Origin of the sequence: Sphingomonas sp., assembly GCA_019635535.1 — a bacterium.
In the GTDB taxonomy this organism is placed as follows: Bacteria; Pseudomonadota; Alphaproteobacteria; order Sphingomonadales; family Sphingomonadaceae; genus Allosphingosinicella.
Map to the genome: position 1 here is coordinate 744,607 of JAHBZH010000001.1, position 23,594 is coordinate 768,200.

Annotated in this window: 18 protein-coding genes; 15 read left to right on the forward strand and 3 right to left on the reverse strand. The window is 65.6% G+C overall.

Features of this window, described 5'->3' with window-relative positions; translation table 11 throughout:
* Positions 1 to 279: 279 nt before the first annotated feature.
* Genes KF780_03860 through KF780_03895 form a run of 8 tightly spaced genes read left to right on the forward strand, consistent with a single transcriptional unit; the run spans position 280 to position 11,277 of the window.
* Entirely contained in the window at positions 280 to 3,015 is a 2,736-nt protein-coding gene (locus KF780_03860; protein ID MBX3560930.1) for an MFS transporter, read from the forward strand.
* Between the two features lie 13 nt (positions 3,016 to 3,028).
* Positions 3,029 to 6,814 (forward strand): nitrate reductase subunit alpha, encoded by a 3,786-nt coding sequence (locus KF780_03865; protein ID MBX3560931.1) that lies wholly within the window; start codon positions 3,029 to 3,031, stop codon positions 6,812 to 6,814.
* Positions 6,811 to 8,340 (forward strand): nitrate reductase subunit beta, encoded by a 1,530-nt coding sequence (gene narH, locus KF780_03870; protein MBX3560932.1) that lies wholly within the window; start codon positions 6,811 to 6,813, stop codon positions 8,338 to 8,340. Before KF780_03865 ends, narH begins: the two co-directional genes overlap by 4 nt.
* Positions 8,337 to 9,035: a nitrate reductase molybdenum cofactor assembly chaperone gene (gene narJ, locus KF780_03875; protein ID MBX3560933.1), complete on the forward strand. Its 699-nt coding sequence runs from the start codon at positions 8,337 to 8,339 to the stop codon at positions 9,033 to 9,035. The genes narH and narJ overlap by 4 nt, the downstream gene beginning before the upstream one ends.
* Positions 9,032 to 9,826, forward strand: a complete 795-nt coding sequence (gene narI, locus KF780_03880; protein ID MBX3560934.1) for a respiratory nitrate reductase subunit gamma — start codon at positions 9,032 to 9,034, stop codon at positions 9,824 to 9,826. Before narJ ends, narI begins: the two co-directional genes overlap by 4 nt.
* Positions 9,823 to 10,737 (forward strand): peptidylprolyl isomerase, encoded by a 915-nt coding sequence (locus tag KF780_03885; protein ID MBX3560935.1) that lies wholly within the window; start codon positions 9,823 to 9,825, stop codon positions 10,735 to 10,737. The genes narI and KF780_03885 overlap by 4 nt, the downstream gene beginning before the upstream one ends.
* The gene (locus KF780_03890; GenBank protein MBX3560936.1) at positions 10,737 to 11,099 is read left to right on the forward strand and encodes a hypothetical protein; all 363 of its coding nucleotides are present in this window, start codon (positions 10,737 to 10,739) and stop codon (positions 11,097 to 11,099) included. Before KF780_03885 ends, KF780_03890 begins: the two co-directional genes overlap by 1 nt.
* Positions 11,068 to 11,277, forward strand: a complete 210-nt coding sequence (locus KF780_03895; GenBank protein MBX3560937.1) for a hypothetical protein — start codon at positions 11,068 to 11,070, stop codon at positions 11,275 to 11,277. Before KF780_03890 ends, KF780_03895 begins: the two co-directional genes overlap by 32 nt.
* 704 nt (positions 11,278 to 11,981) lie before the next feature.
* Here the strand turns inward: KF780_03895 and KF780_03900 are convergent.
* Entirely contained in the window at positions 11,982 to 12,158 is a 177-nt protein-coding gene (locus KF780_03900) for a hypothetical protein (GenBank protein ID MBX3560938.1), read from the reverse strand.
* Positions 12,159 to 12,284: 126 nt separating this feature from the next.
* On the opposite strand from KF780_03900, the gene KF780_03905 reads away from it, so the two are divergent.
* Complete coding sequence (locus KF780_03905) at positions 12,285 to 13,619, forward strand: recombinase family protein (GenBank protein ID MBX3560939.1); 1,335 nt, start codon at positions 12,285 to 12,287, stop codon at positions 13,617 to 13,619.
* A gap of 691 nt (positions 13,620 to 14,310) precedes the next feature.
* Positions 14,311 to 15,012: an IS6 family transposase gene (locus KF780_03910; protein MBX3560940.1), complete on the forward strand. Its 702-nt coding sequence runs from the start codon at positions 14,311 to 14,313 to the stop codon at positions 15,010 to 15,012.
* A gap of 92 nt (positions 15,013 to 15,104) precedes the next feature.
* On the opposite strand, the gene iolG is transcribed toward KF780_03910, so the two are convergent.
* A complete protein-coding gene (gene iolG / locus KF780_03915) occupies positions 15,105 to 16,094 on the reverse strand; it encodes an inositol 2-dehydrogenase (protein MBX3560941.1) in 990 nt (329 codons plus the stop codon).
* Position 16,095: 1 nt separating this feature from the next.
* Positions 16,096 to 17,067, reverse strand: a complete 972-nt coding sequence (locus tag KF780_03920) for a Gfo/Idh/MocA family oxidoreductase (GenBank protein MBX3560942.1) — start codon at positions 17,065 to 17,067, stop codon at positions 16,096 to 16,098.
* Between the two features lie 161 nt (positions 17,068 to 17,228).
* Here KF780_03920 and KF780_03925 point away from each other — a divergent pair, with 161 nt between their 5' ends.
* The 5 genes from KF780_03925 (at position 17,229) to iolB (ending at position 23,592) form a co-directional block, all read left to right on the forward strand.
* Positions 17,229 to 18,083, forward strand: a complete 855-nt coding sequence (locus KF780_03925) for a MurR/RpiR family transcriptional regulator (GenBank protein MBX3560943.1) — start codon at positions 17,229 to 17,231, stop codon at positions 18,081 to 18,083.
* Between the two features lie 73 nt (positions 18,084 to 18,156).
* Complete coding sequence (gene iolC, locus KF780_03930) at positions 18,157 to 20,079, forward strand: 5-dehydro-2-deoxygluconokinase (GenBank protein ID MBX3560944.1); 1,923 nt, start codon at positions 18,157 to 18,159, stop codon at positions 20,077 to 20,079.
* Positions 20,076 to 21,899: a 3D-(3,5/4)-trihydroxycyclohexane-1,2-dione acylhydrolase (decyclizing) gene (iolD, locus tag KF780_03935; GenBank protein MBX3560945.1), complete on the forward strand. Its 1,824-nt coding sequence runs from the start codon at positions 20,076 to 20,078 to the stop codon at positions 21,897 to 21,899. Before iolC ends, iolD begins: the two co-directional genes overlap by 4 nt.
* Positions 21,896 to 22,795 carry a myo-inosose-2 dehydratase gene (iolE, locus tag KF780_03940; protein MBX3560946.1) on the forward strand — a complete coding sequence of 300 codons (900 nt, stop codon included), beginning with the start codon at positions 21,896 to 21,898 and terminating at the stop codon, positions 22,793 to 22,795. The genes iolD and iolE overlap by 4 nt, the downstream gene beginning before the upstream one ends.
* On the forward strand, positions 22,792 to 23,592 hold the full coding sequence (gene iolB / locus KF780_03945) for a 5-deoxy-glucuronate isomerase (protein MBX3560947.1): 801 nt from the start codon (positions 22,792 to 22,794) through the stop codon (positions 23,590 to 23,592). Before iolE ends, iolB begins: the two co-directional genes overlap by 4 nt.
* Positions 23,593 to 23,594 lie beyond the last annotated feature (2 nt).

The following is a 23,594-nucleotide window of genomic DNA, read 5'->3' on the forward strand; positions in this document are numbered from 1 at the left end:
GCGCGATGACGGAATGCGCCCGTCGAGCTGGCCGCGCATTGGTCGAAACACCGCTTGCCCGAGCCGGGACCTGCGCAGTCCTTGATCGCGCTGCCGCGTCGTTGCTTCCGCTGATCGACGCGCTTGACGAATGGGTTTGCCAAAAGAGGGGCGGATGCGAGACAATTGACCTGCGTCAAAGACGCGCCGCTGCCGGGCGTTGAAAGCGGACCGGCACCGCATGCGCGGCATCGGCACGTTCAGGAGACCTGTCGAGCCCGCCTGAAGGGGAGCTGGCGGATGGAGTCCAGAGCCGAAGACGGATTGGCGGACGGCGCCGGCCAGGTTCTCTGGACCAGCACGATCGCCTTCACCGTCTGCTTCGCGGTGTGGACCATCTTCTCGATCATCGGCCTCGGCGTGAAGGACGAGCTTGGCCTCAGCGAAACCGAGTTCGGCCTTCTGATCGGCACGCCGATCCTCACCGGCTCGCTGACCAGGGTCGTGCTCGGCGTCTGGGCCGACCAGTTCGGGGGCCGCCGCGTCTTCGCCGGCGTCATGCTGGCGGCCGCAGCCGCGACCTTCCTCACCTCTTTTGCGGACAGCTATGTCGAGCTGCTCGTCGCGGCGCTGGGCGTCGGCCTTGCCGGCGGTTCCTTCTCGGTCGGCATCACCTATGTCTCGAAATTCTATCCATCGTCGCGCCAGGGCACCGCGCTCGGCATCTTCGGCGCCGGCAATGTCGGTTCGGCGGTGACCAAGTTCCTCGCCCCGTTCGTCATGCTGGCGATGGGCTGGCAGGCGGTGGCGCAGATCTGGGCCGGCGCGCTTGCCGTCATGGCGCTGATCTTTCTGCTGCTCACCCGCGAAGACCCGGACCAAGCCGAACGCAAGCGGGGAGGAGTAAAGCCGGTCCCGATGCGCGATCAGCTGGCGGTTCTCAAGAACATCCAGGTCTGGCGGTTCGCGCTCTATTATTTCTTCGTGTTCGGCGCCTTCGTCGCCCTGGCACTCTGGCTGCCGCGCTACCTGATCGGCGTCTACGATCTCGACGTGAAGTCTGCCGGCATGCTGGCTGCCTTCTATTCGGTGCCGGCGAGCCTGTTCCGGATCTATGGCGGCAAGCTGTCCGACCGCTACGGCGCGCGCGCCGTCATGTACGTCACCTTCGGCGTGTCGGTCTTGTGCACCTTCATGCTCTCCTATCCGCCGACCACCTATATCGTCGAAGGCGTGCGCGGACCGATCACCTTCCACACCGAGGTGAGCCTGGTTCCGTTTCTCGTCCTGATCTTCGTGCTCGGCTTCTTCATGAGCCTCGGTAAGGCTGCGGTGTTCAAGCATATCCCGGTCTACTATCCCAATCGCGTCGGCGCGGTCGGCGGCCTGGTCGGGATGATCGGCGGCCTCGGCGGCTTCGTGCTGCCGCTCGCCTTCGGCGCGCTGCTCGATCTTACCGGCGTCTGGACCAGCTGCTTCGTGCTGTTGTTCGTGCTGGTCACGGTCGCGCTCGTCTGGATGCATGCCGCGATCCGCCACATGGAGCGAAGCGCCGAGCGGCGCGGCCAGGCGGAGTTGGTGCCCGAGCTTCCGGAGATGCAGGGATTCGGCGAGCCCGGGATCGTCGTGCCGCCCCGCCGCGCCGGGCCCATTGCCGACTGGCGGCCGGAGGAGCCGGAATTCTGGCGGTCGGGCGGCCGCGCCGTCGCCCGCCGCAATCTGTGGGTCTCGACCTATTGCCTGCTGCTGTCCTTCGCGGTGTGGATGGTATGGAGCGTCGTCGTCGCCCGGCTGCCGGGGATCGGTTTCGACTTCACCACCGACCAGCTGTTCTGGCTGGCGGCGCTGCCGGGCCTGTCGGGCGCGACCTTGCGCATCTTCTACGCCTTCCTCGTCCCGATCTTCGGTGGGCGGCTGTGGACGACCCTGTCGACCGCCTCGCTGCTCGTTCCGGCATTCGGCATCGGTTATGCCGTGCAGAACCCCGAGACGCCTTATCTGCTGTTCGTCGTGCTTGCGTTGCTGTGCGGCTTGGGCGGCGGCAATTTCGCCTCGTCGATGGCCAATATCAGCTATTTCTTTCCCAAGGCCGAGAAGGGCAACGCGCTCGCGATCAATGCCGGGCTCGGCAATCTCGGCGTCAGCGTCATGCAGTTTCTCGTGCCCGTCGTCATAACGATGAGCCTGTTCGGAGCGCTCGGCGGACAGGCGCAGACGGCCACCGACGGCGCCGAGGTCTGGATGCAGAATGCGGGCTTCGTCTGGGTGCCGCTGATCATGGTCGGAACACTCGCCGCCTGGTTCGGGATGAACGACATCCTCTCCGCCAAGGCCTCGTTCGCCGAGCAGTCGACCATCTTCGGGCGTGCCCATACCTGGCTGATGTGCTGGCTCTACACCGGCACGTTCGGCACCTTCATCGGCATGTCGGCGGGGTTCCCGCTGCTCGCCAATCTGGTCTTCCCAGAGCAAAACGCGCTTCGCTACGCCTTCATAGGGCCGCTGCTCGGCGCGCTGTCGCGCGCCGGGACCGGCTGGATCTCCGATCGGTTGGGCGGCGCTCGGGTGACCTTCTGGGTATTCGTCGTGCAGATCGTCGCGATCCTGGGAATGATCTGGTTCCTAACCGCCCAGGACTTCTGGGGCTTCTTCGCCATGGTGCTGCTGCTGTTCTTCGTCAGCGGCGTCGGCAACGCCTCCACCTTCCAGATGGTGCCTGGCATCATGTGCAGCGCCGTTGACCGCGCCGAACCCGATCGCCCGGAAACCGAGCGGCGCCTCCAGGCGGAGCGCGAGTCCGCGGCGGTGATCGGCTTCACCTCGGCGATCGCCGCTTATGGCGCCTTTTACATTCCCAAGGCCTATGGCTCGTCGATCGAACTCACCGGCAGCGCCACCGCAGCGCTCTGGGGCTTCCTGCTCTTCTACCTCAGCTGCGCCGCGCTCACCTGGTACGCCTATAGCGGCCCCAAGGGCCTTCTTCATGACATCGAACGGCGCGGCAAAGCGCCGTCCCGCGCGCCACTCGCGGCCTGACAAGGAGTCAAGGATGAGCCATTTCCTCGACCGTCTCACCTACTTCCGCAGAGCGCGCGACACGTTCTCGGACGGACACGGCATCACCACCAACGAGAGCCGCGAATGGGAGGACGCCTATCGGAAGCGCTGGGCGGCGGACAAGATCGTCCGCTCGACCCATGGCGTCAATTGCACCGGCTCCTGTTCCTGGAAGATCTACGTCAAGGGCGGCATCGTCACCTGGGAGACCCAGCAGACCGACTATCCGCGCACCCGGCCGGATCTGCCCAACCACGAACCGCGCGGCTGCCCGCGCGGCGCCAGCTACAGCTGGTATCTCTATTCCGGGACCCGCATCAAATATCCGCTGGTCCGCGCCCGGCTGATCCGACACTGGCGCGAGGCGAGGAAGACGATGACCCCGGTCGCCGCCTGGAAGGCGATCGTCCAGGACGGCGACAAGAGGCGCGACTGGGTCTCGAAGCGCGGGCGCGGCGGCTTCGTCCGCGTCGGCTGGGACGAGGTGACCGAGCTGATCGCGGCCGCCAACGCCTACACGATCAAGGAATATGGGCCGGACCGGATCGCCGGCTTCTCGCCGATCCCGGCCATGTCGATGATCTCCTACGCCGCCGGCAGCCGCTATCTGTCGCTGATCGGCGGCAATCTGCTCTCCTTCTACGACTGGTATTGCGACCTGCCGCCCTCGTCTCCGCAGACCTGGGGGGAGCAGACCGACGTGCCGGAGAGCGCCGACTGGTACAATGCCGGCTTCCTCTTGGTCTGGGGCTCCAACATCCCGATGACCCGAGCGCCCGACGCCCATTTCTATTCCGAGGTCCGCTATCGCGGCGCCAAGAGCGTGGTCATCGCCCCCGACTATAACGAGGCGGCGAAATTCTCCGACCTCTGGCTGCACCCCAAGCAGGGCACCGACGCCGCCTTGGCGCTCGCGCTGGGCCATGTCGTGCTGCGCGAATTCTATGTCGATCGGCAGGCCGGCTATTTCGCCGACTATACCCGCAAATATTCGGATTTCCCGCTGCTGGTGAGGCTCGTCGAGCAGGACGGCCGGCTAGTCGCGGACCGCCTGCTGCGCACGGCCGACCTCGAAGGCGCGCTCGGCGAGACCAGCAATCCGGACTGGAAATGCGTCGCCATCGACGAGGGCGATGGCGCGCTGGTCGCGCCGCTCGGCTCCGTCGGCTTCCGCTGGGGTGACCAGGGCAAGTGGAACTTGGAAGAGAAGGACGGGCAGGACCGCGAGGTGCGGCTGCGCACGACCCTGGCCGACGATCATGACGAGATCGTGCCCGTCGCTTTCCCCTATTTCGGGGGGACCGCACCGCACGATTTCACCGCGACCGGCCATGACGAAATTCTCGTCCGCAACGTCCCGGTGAAGGGGGTGACTCTCGCGGACGGCTCGACATCCTATGTCGCGACCGTCTTCGACCTGTTCTGCGCCAATTACGGCGTCGATCGCGGCTTCGGCGGCGGCAATGTCGCCGCGAGCTTCGACGACGACGTTCCGTTTAGTCCCGCCTGGGCGGAGAAGGTCACCGGCGTGCCCCGCGCCGCGATCATCCAGGTCGCGCGCGAGTTCGCCGAGACCGCCGAGAAGACGGAAGGCCGCTCGATGGTGATCCTCGGGGCGGGGCTCAACCATTGGTACCATATGGACATGAGCTATCGCGGGATCATCGCGTTGCTCGTGATGTGCGGCTGCATCGGCAAGTCGGGCGGCGGCTGGTCGCATTATGTCGGCCAGGAGAAATTGCGGCCGCAGACCGGCTGGCTGCCGCTCGCCTTCGCGCTCGACTGGACCCGGCCGCCGCGCCAAATGAACGGCACCAGCTTCTTCTACGCCCATACCGACCAGTGGCGCTACGAGTCGCTGAGAATGTCGGAGATACTCTCGCCGCTGGCGCCCGCGGGCGACTGGTCGGGAAGCATGCTCGATTATAACGTCAAGGCGGAGCGGATGGGCTGGCTGCCCTCCGCGCCGCAATTTGACGCCAACCCGATCGAATGGGGCAGCAAGATCCACGCCGCCGGAGCGGACCCGGCGACAGTGATCGCGGACGCCTGGAAGGCGGGGGACCTCAAGCCTGCGAGCCTCGATCCCGACAATCCGGTGAACTGGCCGCGCAACATGTTCTTCTGGCGCTCGAACGTGCTCGGCGCCTCCGGCAAGGGCCACGAATATTTCCTGAAGCATCTGGTCGGTTCGCTGCACGGCGTCGTCGGAAGCGACGAGGAGGCCGCGAGCCATGATCGGCCGAAAGACGTCGTCTGGCGCGACGACGCCCCGGTCGGCAAGCTCGACCTGATGGTCAACATAGACTTCCGCATGTCGACGACCAGCATCTATTCGGACGTCGTTCTTCCCACCGCGACCTGGTACGAGAAGCACGACCTCAACACGTCGGACATGCACCCCTTCATCCACCCGCTGAGCGCGGCCGTGGACCCGGCATGGGAGAGCAAGAGCGACTGGAACATCTTCCGGGAGATCGCCAAGAAATTCTCGGATGTCGCGCCCGAGGTGCTTGGGCTGGAGCACGACCTCGTCATGACCCCGATCCAGCACGATACGCCCGGCGAGCTCGCCCAGCCCTATGAGCCCAGGGACTGGATGAAGGGAGAGTGCGATCCGATGCCCGGCAAGACGATGCCGAACGTGCAGATCGTCGAGCGCAACTATCCCGAGACGTTCGCCCGTTTCACCGCCATGGGCCCGCTGCTCGAGAAGCTTGGCAATGGCGGCAAGGGGATCGGCTGGGACACCAGGCACGAGGTCGAGCTGCTCGGCGACCTCAACGGCCGCGTGCTGGACGGGCCGGCCGAGGGGCGCCCGAAGATCGATACCGATATCGACGCCTGCGAGACGATCCTGATGCTGGCCCCGGAAACCAATGGCGAGGTTGCGGTCAAGGCCTGGGAGGCGCTCGGCAGGATCACCGGCCGCGACCATGGCCATCTGGCGGAGGGCAAGGAAGAGGAGAAGATCCGCTTCCGCGACGTCACCGCGCAGCCGCGCAAGATCATCTCGTCACCGACCTGGTCGGGGCTCGAGAGCGAGCATGTCTGCTACAATGCCGGCTATACCAACGTCCACGAACTGATCCCCTGGCGGACGCTCTCGGGGCGCCAGTCGCTCTACCAGGACCATCTCTGGATGCGCGCGTTCGGCGAAGGGTTCGTGACCTGGCGGCCGCCGATCGACACGAAGACCGTTCTGCAGGTGCTGGGCAAGCTCCCCAACGGCAACAAGGAGATCATGCTCAACATCCTCACCCCCCACCAGAAATGGGGGATTCACTCGACCTATACCGAGAATCTCATCATGCTGAGCCTTAACCGCGGCGGCCCGACGGTGTGGATCAGCGAGGACGACGCCAAGGCGGCGGGCATCGAGGACAATGACTGGATCGAGGTCTTCAACGTCAACGGCGCGCTGACCGCCCGCGCGATCGTCTCGCAGCGGATCATGCCGGGCTCGGCGATCATGTACCACGCCCAGGAGAAACTGGTGAACACCGTCGGCTCCGAGATCACCGGCCAGCGCGGCGGCATCCACAATTCGGTGACGCGGATAAACATGAAGCCGACCCACATGATCGGCGGCTATGCCCACCTCGCCTACGGCTTCAACTATTATGGCACGGTCGGCGCCAACCGGGACGAGTTCGTGATCCTCAGGAAGATGAGCGAGATCAACTGGTTCGACAAGGCGGCCGACGATACCGCGAACGTCGAGGGCGGCACCGCCGACTGGGGCACCGGCGCCCGTACCGAGGAGGCTGCAGAATGAAGATCCGCGCTCAGATCGCGATGGTCTTGAACCTCGACAAGTGCATCGGCTGCCATACCTGCTCGATCACCTGCAAGAACGTCTGGACCAACCGCGAAGGCGTCGAATATGTCTGGTTCAACAATGTCGAGACCAAACCCGGCATAGGCTATCCCAAGGACTGGGAGAATCAGGAGCGCTGGAAGGGCGGCTGGGTCCGCAAGAAGAACGGCAAGATCGTGCCGCGCCAGGGCTCCAAGTGGCGCATCCTCTCGAAGATCTTCGCCAACCCCCACCTTCCCGAGATCGACGATTTCTACGAGCCCTACACGTTCGAATATGAGTGGCTGCAGGCCGCGCCCGAACTGCAGGCGCAGCCGACCGCGCGGCCGCGCTCGCTGGTGACGGGCGAGCTGCTCAACAAGATCGAATGGAGCGGCAATTGGGAGGACATGCTCGGCGGCGAATTCTCCAAGCGCAGCCACGATTACAATTTCGAAGGCGTCGAGAAGGAGATTTACGGGGACTTCGAGAAGACGTTCATGATGTACCTGCCAAGGCTGTGCGAGCACTGCCTCAATCCCGCCTGCCTCGCCTCCTGCCCGTCGGGTGCGATCTACAAAAGGGCGGAGGATGGCATCGTCCTGATCGATCAGGAGAAATGCCGCGGATGGCGGATGTGCGTGTCGGGCTGCCCCTACAAGAAGATCTACTATAATTGGTCGACCGGCAAATCCGAGAAGTGCATCTTCTGCTACCCGCGCATCGAAACCGGCCAGCCGACGGTCTGCTCGGAAACCTGCGTCGGCCGGATCCGATATCTCGGCGTGGTGCTCTACGATGCCGACCGGATCGAGACGGCGGCGTCGGTCGAGGATCCCAAGGACCTCTATCCCGCGCAGCTCGACGTCTTCCTCGATCCCAACGACGTCGCGGTGCAGGAGCAGGCCCGCCGCGACGGCGTCCCGGAGCAGTGGCTGGAGGCGGCGACCCGCTCGCCGATCTGGAAGATGGCGATGGAATGGAAGATCGCCTTCCCGCTCCACCCCGAATATCGCACCCTGCCAATGGTCTGGTACGTGCCGCCCTTGTCGCCGATCCAGTCGGCGCACGAAGCCGGCAAGATCTCGGCCAGGGACGGCATGCCGGACGTTCGGTCCCTCCGGATTCCGCTCCGCTATCTCGCCAACCTGCTGACCGCCGGCGACGAGGAGCCGATCGCCGCGGCGCTCGAGAGGATGCTGGCGATGCGCGCCTACATGCGCGCCAAGAGCGTCGAGGGCCGGATCGACGAGTCGATCCCGGAGCGGGTGGGACTGACCCGCAAGAAGATCGAGGAGATGTACAAGGTGATGGCGCTCGCCGCCTATGAGGACCGCTACGTCATCCCGACCGTGCGGCGCGAGCTCGACGAGGATGCCTATGTGCTGCGCGGATCGACCGGCTTCGGCTTCCGCGAGGGCACGGACGGATCGACCAAGGCCAATCTGTTCGGCGCCGCCAAGCGAACGCCACGCCATCGTTACATGACGGACGTGCCGACATGAGGCTGACCCTGCGTGCGCTCGCCGCCCTGCTCGGCTATCCCTCGGCGGAGCTTTGCGCGCACGCCGCCGAGCTGCGCGACGCTCTGGCAAGCGAAGGTGGGCTGCCGCGCGCGGAGCGGCGCCGGCTCGAGCCGCTGCTTCACCGCATCGAAAGCGAGGAGCTGCTCGACCTTCAGTCCGACTATAGCGAACTCTTCGACCGCTCGCGCTCGCTCTCGCTGCACCTGTTCGAGCATGTCCACGGCGACAGCCGCGAGCGCGGCCAGGCGATGATCGACCTGGGCCACCAATATATCGAGAAGGGCATATTCCTGGAGGCGAGCGAGTTGCCGGATTTCGTGCCGGTCTTCCTCGAATATGTTTCCTGCCTGGCGCCCGCCGAGGCACGCGAGACCCTGGGCCAGCCGGCCCATGTCTTCGCCGCGCTCGCCGAAAGGCTCGACAAGCGCGGCTCCGATTATGCGTCGATCTTTCACGCGCTCGTCGCGCTCGCCGGCGTGAGGCCGGATGCCGAGGCGCGGGCCGAGATCGACGAGAACACGCCCGAGGACGATCCTTCGCGGATCGACGAGGAATGGGAGGAGGCGCCGGTCTCGTTCAGCACGGGCGGCGCCCACGAAATGGGTGGTCCGACCGGCGTGGTCGCGAAGATCAGGGCTTCGAACCGGTCTGTGAAGAGAGAGGCGGGAGCATGAACGACTTCATCAACCAGCTGGCCTTCGGCTGGTACCCCTATCTGGCGGTGACCGTGCTCGTGGTCGGCAGCATAATGCGGTTCGACTCCAACCAATATAGCTGGCGCTCGCAGTCGAGCCAGTTCCTGCGCCGCAAGCAGATGGTGCTCGGCTCCAACCTGTTCCACATGGGCATCCTGATCCTGCTGGTGGGTCATTTCGTCGGCCTGCTGACGCCGATCAACGTGTTCGATACGCTGGGCGTCAGCCACGGCTTCAAGCAGACTGCGGCGCTGGTCGTCGGCGGCATTGCCGGCCTGGCGGCGTTCGTCGGTTGCAGCCTGCTGCTTCATCGCCGCCTGTTCGACCCCCGCATCCGGCGCAGTTCCTCCTTCGGCGACATTGCCGTACTGGTGCTGATCTGGGTGCAACTCGTGCTCGGCATCCTCACCACCTGGTGGACGATCGAGCATCTCGACGGCAGCGAGATGGTCCGCTTCATGAGTTGGGCGAACGGTATCTTGACGCTCGATCCGGCCGCGCCCGACCAGATTCGCGAGGTGGCGCTCGTCTATAAGCTCCACATCATCCTCGGCCTCACCCTGTTCCTGATCACGCCCTTCACCCGGCTCGTCCATATCTGGAGCGCGCCGATCTGGTTCCTGATGCGGCCGGGCTACCAGATCGTCCGCTCGCGCCGGTCGGTGAAGGCCGAGCCTTCGCCGACGCACGGGCCCGTCGGCGGCGCGCCGAGCTACGGCGGATCGGCAGTGCTTCGCGCGCAGGCCGAGGAAGGGCAGGCAGGCGCATGAGCCGCCGCCTCGACGTCATCAACCTGGGCGATCCCGAGCAAAGCCGGCCCGCGCCGGCCATGCCGAGCGCCTGCGAAAGCCATGGCTGCGGCGGTCCGGAGCCGGCCCTCCCGCCGCCGCCAAGCTTCGGAGAGGTGCGCGTAAACGGCGTCGAGATCGAGCCGGAAGCGATCGCGCAGGAGATCCAGCACCATCCGGCGCCCGACGCGGAGACGGCCTGGGTCGAGGCCGCCCGAGCCCTCGCCGTGCGCGAGCTCCTGATGCAGGAGGCGCGGCGGCTCGGCCTCGAGGCCGAACCGGAAACCGACGAAGCGGGCCGCCTGGAGGCCGAGGACGACGCGCTGATGCGGAGTCTGCTCGAGGCAGAGGTGCGGCCGGAGACCGCCGGCGAGACGGAGTGCCGGCGCTACTACGAGGCACAGCGGCATCGCTTCCGCACACCCGATCTCTTCGAGGCGTCCCATATCCTGATCGAGCCGGACGGCGCCGGCGAAGCGGCCTGGGCCGCGGCCGAAGCGCAGGCGCGAACGATCGCCGCCAAGGCCGGCGATGACCCCAAGGCCTTTGCCGAGGCGGCGCGCGCCTTCTCCAAATGCCCGTCGGCGCAGCAGGACGGCTCGCTCGGCCAGATAAGGCGCGGCGAGCTGGCGGCGCCGGTGCAGGCGGGGATCGAGGCGCTGGCGCAAGGCACGACCGGGCGGGAGCCGGTGCGGTCGCGCTTCGGCTGGCACGTGCTTCGGCTCCAGCGCAGGATTGAGGGACGTATTCTGCCGTTCGAGATCGTCCAGGCACGCATCGCCGACATGCTCGAGGCGCGCAGCTGGTCGCTCGCCGCCGCGCGTTACGTCGCCGAGCTGGCGGCTCGCTCGGGCGTCGAAGGCGTGGTCATCGATTCGGGAAATGGCTTCTGATGGCGATGATGGGCGATCTCCTGGCCGCGGCGCGCCGCTCGGCCGGCGATTTCCAGGCCGGGCTCGAAGCCTCGGATCCCGAGTTCGCGCGCGCCGTCGCGGCGGCCGCGGCGCACGAGGGGCTGACCCCGGGCGGCTTCGTTCGGGCCGCGGTCGCCGACTTCTCCCGCCTCGCCTCGGAAGAGGATTGGGCGACGTTGATGTCTTCGCTGCGCGACAGCCCCGATCCGGGAACCCTGTGCCTGCACGCCATGGTCCACTGGCGCATGACCGCCGGGGGCTGCAGCCGGCACGCCCTGCCTCATACCGACCATCATAGAGGAGCGGCCGATGAGCGACTCGCCACCCGAACCCGGGCCTGACACGCCGCTGAACCCTGCGTTGAAGGCACGCACCGAAACCGTCTACGACACGACATCGACGACCCCGACGCCGTTCGACACCGCCTCGGCCAAGGAAGGGGAAGGCGAAGGCTGGCCGATCATCTGGCTGATCGTCACTTTGGTTTGCGTGGTGCTCGCCGTCTACTTTCTGCTCTGAGGGGTGCGATCGAGTCGCTGCTTGCCGGAGTGCCCGTCACGTAGATGTCATTGACGCAGGTCAAATCTTGGGCCCGGCCTCCGGCCTAAGCTCGTGTGCGGGAGATCGCGCATGATCGAAACCGACCATATGCGCCGAGCCCGGGCCGAGCTCGACCTGGCCTATCGCAGCGAATGCCGCCCGGCGATGGAGGCGGTGCTGTCAGTCTAACCAAATTCTGGCTCGCCGGTTGCAGATCCTCAGCTTCGGGAGATGCCGGGCAGTACACATTCTGACGTTTTATATTGAGCGTGACCAGAACATAGGCGGGCTATTGTCCAGCCTAATCATATTGGGAAAACGCTTTCCCGTTAGCCTGACAGCAACCAGTCCGCGATCGGACGTTATGTGAAATGAACAGGCTCGCGCACGAAGCGACATTCCGCTCGACTATAGGCGCGCTTTACGGCGCCACCACGATTGCGGGGACTACCGGCGAGCGCCGGCCCTCCGAGAATGAATTGGAGGGCGCGCGCCAGCAAGGGGCAATCGTAGCATCTGTGGCATCCAAGCTGGCCGACGACGGCCAAGGATAAAGCGCATCAAGGTGCGGGCGGTTTGATATGAACCCGTCTCCAGCCAGTCTCAGCGAAACCGTTTTCGGCGCACAATTGTCTGACGTATAACGACATTGCCCTCGACTGTGCGCGGGACCCAACCCGTCGTCAGCCGGCGGCAAACAGGCGCGAAAGCTGCTCGAGGCGATAGCAGCCGGTCTGGATATTGAGGGGCGGCTGGACTGGCAAAGCGTCGCGCGCACCCTGGGCCTCAAGCAGGTTCCGAATGCCGATCGCAACACAGCCGAAGAGTTTTTCCGCAATATTCGCGGTGATCTTGAGCAAATGATTGATGCCTGCCCCTCCTCGATCCGGGCTGCGGAGATATTTCGGCTGAGAACCTCACTTCCAGCGTCGACACGCCCCACTCTTCATGAGGTAGCAGAGCGTCTGGGAACGCACGGGCCCAGCGTGAAGCGGGAGGAGACCCGCAGCCTTGCCGACTTCGCGAAGATGGTCGAGCTGTTCGACCGGCACGAGGTCTCGTTCGTGTCGGTCACCCAGGCGTTCAACACCACCTCGTCCATGGGACGGCTCACCCTCAACGTCCTGCTCTCGTTCGCCCAGTTCGAGCGCGAGGTGACCGGCGAGCGCATCCGCGACAAGATCGCCGCATCCAAGGCCCGGGGCATGTGGATGGGTGGTTGCCCGCCGCTCGGCTATGATCCGAAGGAGCGCACCCTCGTCGTCAACGCGCCCGAGGCCGATCTCGTCCGTCACATCTTCCGCCGCTATCTGGAGCTCGGCAACGTCAACCTGCTCGTGGTCGAGCTGGAGCAGCAGGCCATCCGGTCAAAATGCTGGACCTCGCGCAGCGGCGTGGTTCGCGGCGGTGCAGCATTCAACCGTGGCGCTCTGTTCCATCTGCTGCGCAACCGGCTCTACCTGGGCGAGATCGTCCACAAGGATCGCACATATCCCGGCCTGCATCCCGCCATCGTCGATCGCGAGCTGTTCGACGCGGTGCAGGCAAGGCTCGACAGCAACCGGGTGACCCGCCGGCAGCGCACCGAATGCCTCTCGCCGCTGGCAGGCCTCGTGTTCGATGCCGAGGGCCACCGGATGACGCCCGCACATGCTCGCGGCCGCGGCGGACGACGCTATCTCTATTATGTCTCGGCACCCCTGCAGGAGGGGCGCAAGCCGCACCGGGACACCATCCGGCGGGTGCCGGGCGCACGGATCGAGGCTGCGGTGGTCGACAGGCTGCGCCGCTGGACCCGGCAACCCGATCTCGGACGGAACGCCATCGCGGATCATGTCACGCGCGTCGAGGTTCACAATGATGCGCTGGTGATCGAGCTCGCCGCCGGCCCGTTTGCCGACCGCGACCCCGATGCCGGTCCCGACGAGCGATGCACCCGGACATCCGGCGGGAACTTCCGCATGTTCAGTCCCGCCAGATTCCACAGGCGCGGAGGGCGGACATGGCTCACCGAATCGATCGCAGTGCCGCGTCGCGCCCGCCCGGATCGCACGCTGATCGCGGGCCTGCGCCGGGCGCATATGGAACTGGGCAAGCGCGGCATCGACCTGGGCCAGCTGCGCGCGCCCATGCCGCAAGCGCGCGGCGCGGATGATCCCTATATCCGCAAGCTCGTCCAGCTCGCCTTCCTCGCCCCCGATATCCAGAAGGCCATCCTGGAAGGCCGCCAGCCCGAAGGGCTGACCCTTGCCGATATGCTCGACATGCAGATTCCGGACTGCTGGATCGAGCAAAGGATGCGGCTTGGCTTTGCCGGATGATTTATCCGCCTGATACGGGCGACTTTTGATCCTGATATGCGCCTGATCAGCTCCTGATACGGGCCTGTTATTGACCTGTTATGCTCCGGCGGGATTTGCGCATACTTCGTTCATCGCGCCGGAAGAATCCGCGGAAATCCGGGAAATACCGGCACATCCACGTCGGGCAGAGATACCGATGTTGTGTGAAAAATTGCGATAACAGGTGATCCGGCCGGTAAGGTGAAACGGTGTGTGGCTTTTGGCCCGCAGAGACAGGGGCCGAATATGGCGCCAGAAGCGCGTGCCGGGGCGCACGGGTACAGGCCCTCGACACCGTTTGGTGGTCGCAAACGGCGCGGTTCCGCGCCATTTCCGGGGCCATCGCGAGGGCCAGAGCAGAGTTGGACGGGTGTGTGGCGGGCGGTCAGTCACGCGCGAACCGCCACTACCCTTTGGCCGGCACAAGCTCCGGAATAGTCGCCACTATTCCCGCCAGGCCCCGCAAAGAGACCCCGAAACCCCCGAAAACGGCCCACCTGTGACAATCGCCACAACCAGCCCCAAAAGGGTACCGTTTCACGATCCGGTTCGAATCCCGATTGCATCGGGATTAAAAAAGTGAGCTAATACAGGTACTTAGGTTGGCGGTGCTGTCAGTCTAATGCGAACTTGTCTCCTCAGTCTGCGGCCTGAAGGCTAGAGGGAAAGCATGAAGCCTATCTCGTTCAAGCGCCACCGGTTTCCGCCCGATACGATCCGCTTGGCGGTGTGGCTCTATTTCCGGTTCACCACGAGCCTGCGCGATGTCGAGGACATGCTCGCCGAGCGCGGGATCGATGTCACTTACGAGACCGTGCGCTGCTGGGCGAACAAATTTGGCCCCGCCATCGCAGCAAACATCCGGAGACGGCGTGGGCGACCCGATCGTGTCTGGCATGTCGACGAGATGGCGGTGCGCATCAACGGCACACGGATGTTCATGTGGCGCGCGGTCGATCGCGAAGGCGAGGTGCTCGATGTCCTCGTGCAGAAACGTCGGAACAAGGCCGCAGCCCTGAAACTGCTGAGAAAGCTGCTGAAGAACCAGGGGTTCATGCCGGACGAGATCGTGACCGATGGCCTTGCTTCGTACAAGGCCGCAATGCGCGAGATGGGGTGCAAGGATCGCCATCAGCCGGGTCGATTGCGCGACAACAACCGGGCGGAAAACTCGCATCTGCCGGTGCGGCGGAGAGAACGGAAGATGCAGCGGTTCAAGTCCCAGGGCCAGGCTCAACGCTTCGTCTCAACCCACAGCGCAATCTACAACGCTTTCAATACCCAGCGTCACCTGATCTCGAGAAACACGATGCGCCAGTTCCGGGCTGCCGCCATGGAGGAATGGAATGCCGCGTCAGCTGCCGCGAGGTGAGATTTCAAATTCCGCTTCAACTCGCCTGCCAAAAGTTAACCTGACAGTACACGTGCGACCCAAGAAGCTCTTGGGGATACCGTGCGCGGCCGTCAGTCCAATCTTACCATCCTGCGCTCCCTTGCGGATGCGTTCGCGGCTTCGCCGATCGCCAGGGCCCTTATCGCATCGTCATAGCCGATGAGCGGCCGCGCCCCGGTTTCGATCATGTCGGCGAAATGCCGCATCTCGGCCCGGTAGGCCGCGGCGTAGCGATCGAGAAAGAAGTTCTGGAAGGGGGCATGAGACGGTCCGCTTTCGCTCCAGGTTTCGACCGTCGTGGCGCTCACATTGCCGGCGCGGATCAGCCCTCTACTGCAAAAGGCCTCGATCCGCTGGTCGTAGCCATAGCCGGAGCGGCGGCTGTTGCTGATCACGCATATGCGTCCGGTGGCGGTGCGCAGCAGTATCTTGGCGGTGTCGATGTCGCCGGCAGCGGCGATGGCCGGATCGACGAGCGCGGCGCCGGCCGCATAGACCTCGACCGGCTCCTCGCCGAGCAGCCAGCGCGCCATGTCGAAATCGTGGATGGTCATGTCCCGAAACAGACCGCCCGAGACCTTCACATATTCCACCGGCGGCGGCGCCGGATCGTGGCTGATGATGTGCAGCGTTTCGAGTGTGCCCATCTCGCCCGTGGCGAGACGGGCCTGGAGGTCGCGGAAACTGGGATCGAACCTGCGGTTGAAGCCCATGAACAACCGGGCTTCCGGCGCACCCAGAATGGCACCGGCGGCGCGGGCGCGTTCGAGATCGAGATCGATCGGCTTCTCGCAAAACACCGCCTTGCCGGCCTGAAGTGCGGCGATGCTGAAATCGAGATGGGTGTCGGTCGAGCTTGCGACCACGATGCCTGCCACTGCTTGATCGACGAGAACTTCGTCCAGGCTGGCGGTCTCGGCGCTGGTCTCCGCGGCGAGCGCGGCTGCGGCTTCGGCGAGGGGGTCGACGATATAGCGCAGGCTCAGTCCTGGCTCGGCGATGGCGTTGCGGGCATGGATGCGGCCGATCCGGCCCGCGCCGATCACGGCGATGTCGTGCATGTCAGCAACCCTCCGGAGCGATGGCGACGGCGGCCCCGGTGCGGACCGATTCGGCGGCGGCGTCGGCGAGGCGGATCGCGGCGAGGCTTTCGGCGAAACCGGCCAGGGATGTGGCCTTCCCCGCCATCAGGTCGGCGAAATGATCCAGCTCGGCGCGGTAGCCATCGGCATAGCGATCCGGAAAGCCATAGGGGAAAGCCGCTTCGGCCGGCCCGCTTTCGCCCCAGCCGACCACGGCGTTGTTGCGCAGATTCTCAATGCGCAGCGCACCTTTCGATCCGAATGCCTCGATCCGCTGGTCATAGCCGTAACCGGTGCGGCGGCTGTTGCTGATCATGCACAATGCACCGCCGGCGTCGCGCAGGACCAGCTTCGCCGTGTCGTTGTCGCCAAGCTCGGCGATTGCCGGATCGATCAGGCAGGAGGCGAAGGCGAAGAGCTCGACGATCGGGACCGGCATCAGCCAGGCGGCGAGATCGAAATCATGGATGGTGAAGTCTTTGAACAGCCCTCCGCTGCGCGGCACGAACTCCAAAGCCGGCGGCGCCGGATCATGATTGACGATGTGCAGCGATTCGAGGCTGCCTATCCGACCGTTCGCGACTCCGTGCGCGAGCGCCGCGATATGCGGGTCGAAACGCCGGTTGAAGGCGACGAACAAAGGCGGCAAGCCCGGCTTGCGCAGTTCCCCGGCCGCCTCCTCAAGTTCCCCGGCCGAAAGCGAAAGCGGCTTCTCGCAGAACACCGCCTTGCCCGCGCGCAGGCAATCCAGCGTGTTGGCGAGGTGTGCGTCGGTCGAGCTGGCGACGATAACGCCGCGCACCTCCGGATCGGCCAGCACCGTATCCAGGCTCGCGACCGTCGCCCCGGTCTCCGCGGCGAGCGGGGTCGCGAGCGAGAGGTTTGGATCGACGATCCAGGCGAGCTCGATCCGCGAATGCGCGGCCGCGTTGCGGGCATGCAGCCCGCCCATCCGTCCAGCCCCCAACAATGCAACTTTCACACCGCCCTCCCGTCGATGCGCCGTCATAGAAGGAATTTTCTATTTCCTGCAAGAATAGAATGTAGCAGGGGGCAATTGGATGTGGCATGGAACGTTCATTCCAGGACGTTCCAGTTTGTTAGGGGGAAATGATGCGGCAGGAAACCGAAGCGCCGGCCACGGCGGAGGAGTTTCGCGCGAAGCTGCTCGAACGCTATGATGAACTGAGCAAGCGCCTGCAGCAGATTGCCCGCTATGTGCTCGATGAGCCGAATGAGGTCGCGCTCGAGACCCTCGCGGTGATCGCCCAGCGTTGCGGCGTTCAGCCCTCGGCGATCGTTCGCTTCGCCCAGTCCTTCGGCTTTTCCGGCGCCAGCCAGATGCAGCGGCTGTTCCGCGACGGCTTGCTCTCCAACGACGCGGCGCTCGGCTATGGCGAGCGCGTCCGACGGTTCAACGCCGCCGTCGATCGCTCGACGAGCGGACAGGGGCTGCTGCCGGAATTCATCGACGGCAATGTGTTGGCGCTGCAGAATCTCGGGCAGACGGTGAGCGAGGAGGAGATGCGTGCGGCGGTGAAGCTGATCGCCGGCGCCGATCTCATCCAGGTGGCGGGCTTCCGCCGTGCATTTCCCATCGCCGCCTATCTGTCCTACTCGCTGCAGCAACTCGGCAAGCGGGTAATCTTCGTCGACGGCGTCGGCGGCCTTGCCCGGCCGCAGGTCAATACGATCGGGCCAAAGGACGTGCTGATCGCGGTCAGCTACCAGCCTTATGCACCGGAGGCGGTGGATGCGGTGACTTTGGCCGCATCGCGCGGCGCCCGCATCCTTTCGATCAGCGACAGCCATGTCAGCCCGATCGCCAAGGCGGCATCGGTGGTGCTGCAGGTGCGCGATTCCGAAACCCGCGGCTTCCGTTCGCTCGCCGCCTCGATGTGCCTCGCCCAGGCGCTCGTCATCGGCTTTGCCTTCGATGCCGACCAGACCGCGAAGCGCAAGAAGTGAAATGCGTGTTGCAGCAATTCTGATTTTGGAATAAGCGTTTCATACGGGCCGAAACGCGGCTGCAGAGAGGATCATGGGCGAGTCACCGCAACTGGAATTGCTGACGATCGGGCGCTCATGCGTCGATCTCTACGGCGAGCAGGCCGGGGGTCGGCTGGAGGATATGGGCTCCTTCGCCAAATATGTCGGCGGCAGCCCGACCAACACGGCGGTGGGCGCGGCGCGCCTGGGCCTTGGCGCCGGGCTGCTCACCCGGGTCGGCGCCGATCATATGGGGCGCTTCATTCGCGAGCAGCTCCAGCGCGAAGGGGTGGATGTCAGCGGCGTGATCGACGATCCGGCGCGCCTGACCGCGCTCGTCATTCTCGGCATCCGGGACAAGGACAGTTTCCCGCTGATCTTCTATCGGGAAAATTGCGCGGACATGGCGCTGGAGCCTGCCGATCTCGCCGCCATCCCCGCTTTGCCCCGCGCCGTGCTGATCAACGGCACCCACCTTTCCCAGCCGAACGTGCGCGCGCTCAGCGTCGCCGCCGCCGAACGAGTGCGCGCCAATGGCGGCCGGGTCGTGTTCGACGTGGACTATCGCCCGGTGCTCTGGGGGCTCGAACGGCGCGACATGGGCGAGAACCGCTTCGTCGCCGACGATGCGGTGACGGCACGGCTCCAGGAGATCCTGCCGCTTTGCGACCTGATCGTCGGCACCGAAGAGGAAATCCATATCCTCGGTGGCTCGACCGATACGCTGGCGGCGCTGCGCGAGATCCGGGCGCGGACCGGCGCGCTGATCGTCTGCAAGCGCGGACCGCTGGGCTGCGTCGCGTTCGACGGCGCGATCCCGGAGGAGATCGGACAAGGCATCCAGGCGCCGGGCTTTCCCGTGGAGGTGTTCAACGTGCTCGGCGCCGGCGACGCCTTCATGGCCGGTTTCCTGCGGGGGTGGTTGCGCGGTGCGCCCATCGCCACCTGCTGCACCTATGGTAATGCTTGCGGGGCGATCGTCGTCTCCCGCCATGGTTGTGCGCCTGCCATGCCGACTTGGCCGGAGCTGGAACATTTCCTGGCAATGCGCGAGCGGCCGTTCCGCCTGCGCGAGGACAAGGCGCTGGAGCATATTCACTGGGCGACCACCCGCAATCCCGACTATGACGAGCTTACCGTGCTCGCCATCGATCACCGCGCCCAGTTCGAGGATCTCGCCGACGAAGTGGGGGTCAACGACAGCAGCCGGATCGGCGTCTTCAAGGCACTGGCGCTCGGTGCGGTGGACCGGGTGGCCAAAGGCGATCCGTGCTTCGGCATCCTGCTCGACGGCAAATATGGCGCCGATGCGCTCGCGGCGGCGGCCGGCCATCCCTACTGGATCGGGCGGCCGATCGAGGAACCCCGTTCGCGCCCGCTGGCGTTCGAGGACGTAGAGGACGTGGGCAGCGAGATCGCGACCTGGCCGCTGGCTCATGTCGTCAAATGCCTGGTCTTTTATCATCCCGAAGATTCGGAAGAGCTGCGCGCGGCGCAGGAAGCGCGGCTGCTGACGTTGTTCGAAGCGTGCCGCAGGACTCGCCACGAATTGCTCGTCGAAGTGATCGCCCCGCACGGCTCGCCGGTCGATTGCCTGACCATTGCGACCGTGATCCGGCGTCTCTACGAGATCGGCGTCTATCCCGACTGGTGGAAGCTGGAGCCGGACCAGGACCCCGCCGCCTGGCGCAACATCGAGGCGGCGATCCTGGAAAATGACCCTTTGTGCCGCGGCGTCGTGTTGCTCGGCCTGTCGGCGCCGATGCCCGATCTCGTGGCCTCGTTCCGGGCCGCTGCGCCGGTCGGGATCATCAAGGGCTTCGCGGTGGGCCGCACGATCTTCTATGATGTCGCGCGTGACTGGCTTTCCGGCACGATCGACGACGATGGCGCGATGACCGAAATGGCGGGCCGTCTGACAGCTTTGGCCCATGCCTGGCGGGAGGCAAAAGCAGGGGTGGAGAAAGCGGCGTGAGCACGACCCGCCTGACTGCGGCGCAAGCCGCGGTGCGCTACTTGGCCAGCCAATATGTTGCGACGCCGGCCGGCGAGCTTCCTTATTTCGCTGGAATCTGGGCGATCTTCGGCCACGGCAACGTCGCGGGCCTCGGCGAGGCGCTGGCCGCCGCCGGTGACGCGCTGCCCACCTACCGTGCGCATAACGAGCAGGGCATGGCCCACGCCGCCATCGCCTTCGCCAAGCAGCTCAGACGGCGTCGTGCGATGATCTGCACCACATCGATCGGCCCCGGCGCGACCAACATGGTGACCGCCGCTGCGCTTGCCCATGTCAACCGGCTGCCGGTGCTGTTCCTGCCGGGCGACGTCTATGCCAGCCGCCGCCCGGATCCGGTGCTCCAGCAGATCGAGGATTTCGGCGACGGCACGGTGTCCGCCAATGATTGCTTCCGTCCCGTCTCGCGCTATTTCGACCGGATCGTGCGAGCGGAGCAGCTGCTCGACGCATTGCCCAAGGCGATGGCGACCCTGCTCGATCCCGCCGATTGTGGGCCGGTGACTTTGGCTTTCTGCCAGGATGTGCAGGCGGAGGCGTTCGATTATCCCGCGCGGTTCTTCGAAAAAAAAGTGTGGCGCATACGTGCGCCCGTTCCCGATCCGGCGGAACTCGACCGGCTGGAGGACTTGCTGCGCGCAGCCGAGGCACCGTTGATCGTCGCGGGCGGCGGCGTCGCTTATGCCGGCGCCGAGGCACTGTTGGAAGACTTCGCCACGCGCACCGGCATTCCGGTCGCCGAGACGCAGGCGGGTAAGGGCGCGCTCGCCTGGGATCACCCGCAGGCATTGGGCGCGATCGGCGTCACCGGGACGTCGGCGGCGAATGCGGCGGCGGTGGAAGCGGATTTGATCGTCGGCATCGGCACCCGGATGCAAGATTTCACCACGGGATCGCGGGCTTTGTTCGCTCGGCCGAACCGCCGGCTCGTCCAGGTCAATGTCGCCGCTTTCGATGCCCACAAGCATGGAGCGGAACCGGTGGTCGGCGATGCGGGGGCGGTGCTGACGGCACTGGGCGCTCGGCTGGCGGGATGGCGCGCGCCGACGCGGCAATTTGGGATCGCCGCCTGGAATGCCGCATGGGAGGCGGCGACCGCCGCCACCGATGCGGCCCGCCCCTCCGATGCCCAGGTGCTCGGCGCGCTGTGGCGCAAGGCGCATGACGATGCGGTCGTGGTCTGCGCGGCGGGCGGCTTGCCCGGCGAATTGCACAAATTGTGGCGGGCGAGGAAGCCCGGCGTCTACCATGTCGAATATGGCTATTCCTGCATGGGCTATGAGATAGCTGGCGGGCTTGGTGTGAAGCTCGCCGCGCCGCAGCGCGATGTTTACGTGATGGTCGGCGACGGCTCCTATCTGATGATGAATTCGGAACTGGCGACGTCGGTGATGATGGGCGCCAAGCTGGTCGTGCTGCTGCTCGACAATCGCGGCTTCGGGTGCATCAACCGGCTGCAACAGGGCACGGGCGGCGCGCCGTTCAACAATCTTCTTGCCGATGCGAGGCACGAAACCCTGCCCGACATCGATTTCGCCGCCCATGCCGCAAGCCTTGGCGCCGCATCGGAACAGGTGGCGTCGATCGCCGAACTCGAGCAGGCGCTGGACCGGGCGGCAGCGAGCGAGCGGTCTTATGTGATCGTCATCGAGACCGACCCCGCGATCAGCACCGCGGCCGGCGGTGCCTGGTGGGATGTGGCGGTGCCGGAAGTGTCGGACCGCGCCGAGGTGCGCGCCGCGCGGGCGGCCTATGAACGACAGATCGGAAAGAGCCGGTGAGTATCAGATTCGGGGTCAGCCCCATTGCCTGGATCAACGACGACATGCCGGAGCTCGGCGGCGACACGCCGCTGGAGACGGTGCTGGCAGACGCGCGCGATCTCGGTTTTTCCGGCATCGAGCTGGGCGGCAAATTCCCCCGCGATCCGGTGGCGCTCCGCGCCCTGCTCGGCCGCTACGATCTGGCGCTGGTTGGCGGCTGGTACAGCGCCAGCTTGCTCACCCGTTCGGCCGAGGCGGAGATCGAGGCGCTGCAGCCGCATCTCTCCCTGCTCAAGGCGATGGGGAGCAGCGTGTTCATCCAGGCCGAGACCAGCAACGCGATCCACGGCGCCAAAGGCACGGCGTTGGCCACCACCCCCCGCCTCGCCGCGAGCGACTGGTGCGTGTTCGGCCAGCGGCTGAACAATGTGGCCGACTATATCGCCGCGCAGGGCCTGCGCTTCGCCTATCATCATCATCTCGGCACGGTGGTCGAGCGGCCCGAGGATCTCGACGCCTTCCTCGCCAATACCGGCGAGAGCGTCGGCCTCACCGTCGACACCGGTCATGCCGCGCTGGGTGGCATCGATCCGGTCGCGCTGATCCGGCGCGTGCCTTGTCGGGTGGCGCATGTGCACTGCAAGGATGTGCGCGGCCCGGTGTTTGGCGCCCTCAATGACCGGCGCGGCAGCTTCCTCGAAGGCGTGCTGGACGGCATGTTCACCGTCCCCGGCGACGGCGACCTCGATTATGCCGCAGTGATGCAGGCGCTGCGCGATATCGGCTATTCGGGCTGGGTCGTGGTCGAAGCGGAGCAGGACCCCGCCGTGGCCGATCCGCGTGCCTTCGGCGAGATCGGGATCAGAACCCTGCGCACCGAGGCCGAAGCGGCCGGGCTGGAGATCGCGGCATGACGCTGCGCGTCCGGCCGCATGCCGCCGACGCCGACGGCGTCGTCCTCGAGGTAACTCCCGAGAGCGCGGGCTGGACGCACGTCGGCTTCAAGGCGGTGACGCTGGCGCCGGGCGAGGCCTTCGCGGGCGGCGATGCGGCGCGGGAAGCCTGTCTCGTCATCCTCACCGGTACTGCCGATGTGACGGCCGGCGGCGAGCATTATGATGCGATTGGCTCGCGCCGGAGCGTGTTCGACGATGTCGCGCCGGCCGCCGTCTACGCGCCTGCGGGCGTCGACTTCACTGTGACAGCCGTCACTCCCGTCGAGCTGGCAATCGGGAGTGCGCCGGGCCGGTCGGGCGGGTCCCCTCGCCTGATCGACCCGGCGCGCATGTCCCGCGAGGTGCGCGGGCAAGGCACCAATCAGCGCTTCGTCCGCAACATCCTCCCTGAATCGGAGCCGGCCGACAGCCTGCTTGTCGTCGAAGTCGTGACACCGGGCGGCCACTGGTCGAGCTATCCGCCGCACAAACACGATACGCCAACCGAAGGCGAAGAAACCGCGCTGGAGGAAACCTACTATCACCGTCTCAATCCGCCGCAGGGCTTCGCGGTGCAGCGCGTCTACACCGACGATCGCAGCATCGACGAGACGGTGACGGTGGAGGACGGGGACGTCGTTATGGTGCCGCGCGGCTATCACCCGGCCGGGGCGCCGCACGGCTACGATCTCTATTATCTCAACGTCATGGCGGGGCCGAACCGCAAGTGGATCTTCCGTAATGATCCCGCCCACGAATGGATCGTGAAGTCATGAGC